This is a genomic window from Streptomyces sp. NPDC005070 (assembly GCF_053600395.1).
Map to the genome: position 1 here is coordinate 1 of NZ_JBSFZS010000298.1, position 3,896 is coordinate 3,896.

The 3,896-nt window shown below is 69.4% G+C and carries 2 protein-coding genes and 1 pseudogene; 1 reads left to right on the forward strand and 2 read right to left on the reverse strand.

The features are described from left to right. Window positions 1-87: 87 nt before the first annotated feature. Together ACWEBX_RS37995 and ACWEBX_RS38000 are read right to left on the reverse strand one after the other, a co-directional pair. A pseudogene (locus ACWEBX_RS37995) lies at window positions 88-567 on the reverse strand (SDR family NAD(P)-dependent oxidoreductase); the annotation flags it as partial. Then, window positions 564-1,463: an HAD family phosphatase gene (locus tag ACWEBX_RS38000; protein ID WP_451889291.1), complete on the reverse strand. Its 900-nt coding sequence runs from the start codon at window positions 1,461-1,463 to the stop codon at window positions 564-566. The gene ACWEBX_RS38000 and the pseudogene ACWEBX_RS37995, both read right to left, overlap by 4 nt. Before the next feature lie 814 nt (window positions 1,464-2,277). Between ACWEBX_RS38000 and ACWEBX_RS38005 the strand changes: the two genes are divergently transcribed. Continuing rightward, window positions 2,278-3,801, forward strand: a complete 1,524-nt coding sequence (locus tag ACWEBX_RS38005; protein ID WP_451889292.1) for an AfsA-related hotdog domain-containing protein — start codon at window positions 2,278-2,280, stop codon at window positions 3,799-3,801. The last annotated feature ends 95 nt before the right edge of the window (window positions 3,802-3,896 follow it).

Sequence of the window (3,896 nt, forward strand, 5' to 3'; positions counted from 1 at the left end):
AGAAGGAATGACATCGGGCGTTTTACGAGAACGCACAGACGACGCTAGGGTGCCTCAGATGTTCCACGCCGCCACGCCCCCCGTTCGCGCAGCGACGCCCGTCGCGGAGGCGACCAGACCACCCACACTGCTGGTGTTCACGATCGCACCGCCGCCACCCGCGAGCATCGCCGCGATCTCATGACGCATGCAGTTCCACACCCCGCGCACATTGGTGTCCATCACCATGTCGTAGGCGTCGTCCCCCAGCAGATGCAGCGGCGACCTCTCCAGCCCCACACCGGCATTGTTGAACGCCGCATCCAGCCGCCCGTGCCGCTCCACGACATACTCCACCAGCCGGCGCACCTGATCCCCGCAGCGCACGTCCACCACCCGGCAACTCGCCTGCCCACCCGCCCCGTTCAACTCCTCCACCAGATCCCGCAACCGCCCCCCGCGACGCGCCGCCAGCACCACCGCCGCGCCCTGCGCGGCGAACACCCGCGCCGCACCCGCACCGATACCACTGCTCGCACCCGTGATCAACGCCACCTTCCCCGCCAGCGGCAACCCCACCCCGCTCACCCCCGCACCCCGCCACCCACACCAGCAAGCACACCCACACCCACACCCGCGAGCGCACCCACACCGGCACCCGCACCCATAGTGGCGAGCACACCCGCACCCGCACCGACGCCCGCACCCGCACCGACGCCTGCACCGGCGAGCACACCGGCACCGGTGTCCGTATCGGTGCCCGTGCAGGCGCCGGCGAGTGCCCTGTCCCCTCCGGGCCACACCGCGTCCCGCGCCGCCTCGGCGTCCAGGACGTGCACCAGCGCCTCGTCGATCTCCCCCAGGCCCCCCACCAGATGCCGCACCCCTGCCTCCCGCATCGCCTCCCGCTGGAAACCGTGCCGGAAGGTGCTCGGATGCCCGATGAACGGCACCCGCAGCACACGCGCCTGCGCGGCGAACCGCGCCACGTCGTCGACGAACAGCACCCGGGAGGGCTCCACGGCGAACCCCCGGGCGATCTCCCCGATCCCCGGCCGGAAACCGTCCGTGCAGACATAACCCGGCCCGGCGAAAAGCGACCGCCACGCCCCCAGATACCGCTCGAAATGACGCTCCCCCAGCCCCCCGTAACACACCACCTCCAGCCCCAGACCCCGCAACCGCCCCACCAGCTCCAGAGCCCCCCGCGTCAACGACACCGGATGCTCCCGCACATACCGCTCACGCTCCGCGAAATACACCCCCGTCATCCACCCCGCACCCGCCGACGACCCGATCGCCCGGGCCAGCACCCCCGCCGCGACATCCCGCGGCTGCGAGAGCACCGCCGCCTCCAACTCCCTGCTGTAGGCCACCCCGTACGCCGCGAGCACCCGATGGATCACCGGACTGAACGTGTCCTCCAGCAACACACCGTCAAGATTCACAGCAGCCACCCTCAACGTGGCCAGAACACCAGACATCGCGCCCTCCCTGTCACACAGTCAAAGACACGGCCACACCACAAAAACCGGAAAACAAAGCCGCATCACAGCAGTCGAAAACAGAACCGGAAAAACCCGGAAAGAGCCGGATAGAGCCGCACAGAACCGAAAACCGGACCGCCACCACAACAACCCAAGACCGCGCCACACCACAGCAACCCAAAACCAGACCCCACCACAGCAGCCACAGACCAGACCACGCCACACACCCGCAGACCAGACCACGTAACGCCACAGCAGCCCAAGACCCGAGCCGCACCACAGCAGCCCAAGACCAGGCCACGTCACACACCCGACGGCGCAACCGCCGCCACAGCAACCCAAGACCGCGCCGCAGCAGCCCAAGACCCGGGCCGCACCACAGCAGCCCAAGACCGGGCCGCACCACAGCAGCCCAAGACCGGGCCGCACCACAGCGGCCGAAGAGCGGGCCGCACCACAGAGCCGGAGACGGGACCGCCGCCACAGCAGCCGACGGCCGAACCGCACCACAGCAGCCCGGGACCGGGCCGCGTCACCGGGCCGGGGGCGGGACCGTCGCCACGGCCACCGGCGGCTCCCCTCCCCCGCCCCCATCCCACCGCAAGCAAAAGAAAACCGTCAAGCAGGTTTCGACTCGGCCCTTCTCCCCGGCCGAGTGGGACTTTTCGCTGCCGCACCGCGAAAACGGAGGCAGTTATTCACGTTTCCACCATGAACTTGGTGAAGTCTTTACCTAGTGCTTCCGGCCAACAAAACCGGTAGGTCCGTATCTTATGGAGTCGTCGGACGCGGCTTCAAGACGGGGGCAGCCATGAACCTGATCACCACCGAAAGCAGCCCGGGAACACGCGGCTTACCCCGCCTGACCACCACGGTCCCCAAGGAGTACGTGCACCGCGCGAGCCTCGCCGAGGTCTTCCTCACCTCCTGCACCGCCCGCGGCCCCCTCACCTACACCCTCACCGGCCAATGGCCCCGCGCCCACCCCTACTTCACCACCCCCGACGGCAGAGCCCACGACCCCCTCCAGGTCGCCGAAACCCTCCGCCAGGCCGGCATGCTCCTCGCCCACACCGAACTCGACGTCCCCCTCGGCCACCACTTCATCCTGTGGTCCCTCAGCTACACCACCACCCACCCCCACGCCCTCGACATCGGCCCCACCCCCACCGACTTCACCATCCACGCCCACTGCACCCACCTCCTCCAACGCCGCCACACCATCAACCGCGCCACCCTCCACATGACCATCCACCGCAACAACACCCCCATCGCCCACGGCACCGCCACCTTCTCCACCACCAACCCCACCACCTACACCCGCCTCCGCGGCACCACCAGCACAAACCGCACGCCAGACACGAGTGGCACCACAGGCACAGGCAGCACCACAGGCATGGCAGGCGCGGGCGGCACGCCAGACATGAACGACACCAGCACGGGCGGCACGGGCATGGCGGGCACGGGCGGCGCGGGCATGGCGGGCACGGGCGGCACGGGCATGGCGGGCACGGGCGGCGCGGCAAGCGGCACGGGCGGCACCACCGGCACCACCGGCATGGCAGGCATGGGCGGCACCACGGGCATGGCAGGCGCGGGCGGCACCACGGCAACCAGCACAACAGGGCCGGGCGGCACGGCAGTTGACACGACAGGCACCACGGGCATGACGGGCACGGGCAGCACGACAGGCATGGCAGGCGCAGACGCAGGCGGCGCCACGGGCACAAGCGGTCCGGGCGGCGCCACGGGCACAGGCAGTACGGGCAGCGCGGGCGGCATCGCAGGCACGGCAGGCACGTCAAGTACGGCAGGCACGGGCGGTACGGCAGTCGACACGGCAGTCGACACGGCAGTCGACACGGCAGTTGACACGGCAGGCACCGGCACGGACACAGCCCCGCAAGCCCGGCAGGCCCCGCACCGTCAACCCATGCCCCCCGCCACCGTGGGCCGCCTCACCCCCAACGACGTCGTCCTCACCCCCACCGACCACCCCCACACCTGGCTCCTGACCCCCAACCTCAACCACCCCACCCTCTTCGACCACACAGGCGACCACATCCCCGGCATGGTCCTCCTCGAAGCCGCCCGCCAAGCCACCCACAACGCCACCAACACCCCCCACCCCACCCCCACCAACAACACCACCACCGCCACCACCGCCACCACCGCCACATTCCACCGCTACACCGAATACGACCAACCCTGCCACATCCACATCACCCACCTCACACCCGACAACAACACCACAACCACCACCCACATCACCGGCACCCAAAACAACCAAACCACCTTCACCACCACCACAACCACAACCACAACCACCCACTAACCCAACCCACCAACCCCTCGCCTCCACCCAGCGGGACCAGACCGACATGCCGCTCCGTCACGGGAGACAAGCGCATGCGCGGTCCCCGACCGAGG

Bases quoted from the DNA above. Each gene is read 5' to 3' on its own strand.
- ACWEBX_RS38000 (WP_451889291.1), bottom strand. From the start codon at position 1,463: ATGTCTGGTGTTCTGGCCACGTTGAGGGTGGCTGCTGTGAATCTTGAC.
- ACWEBX_RS38005 (WP_451889292.1), top strand. From the start codon at position 2,278: ATGAACCTGATCACCACCGAAAGCAGCCCGGGAACACGCGGCTTACCC.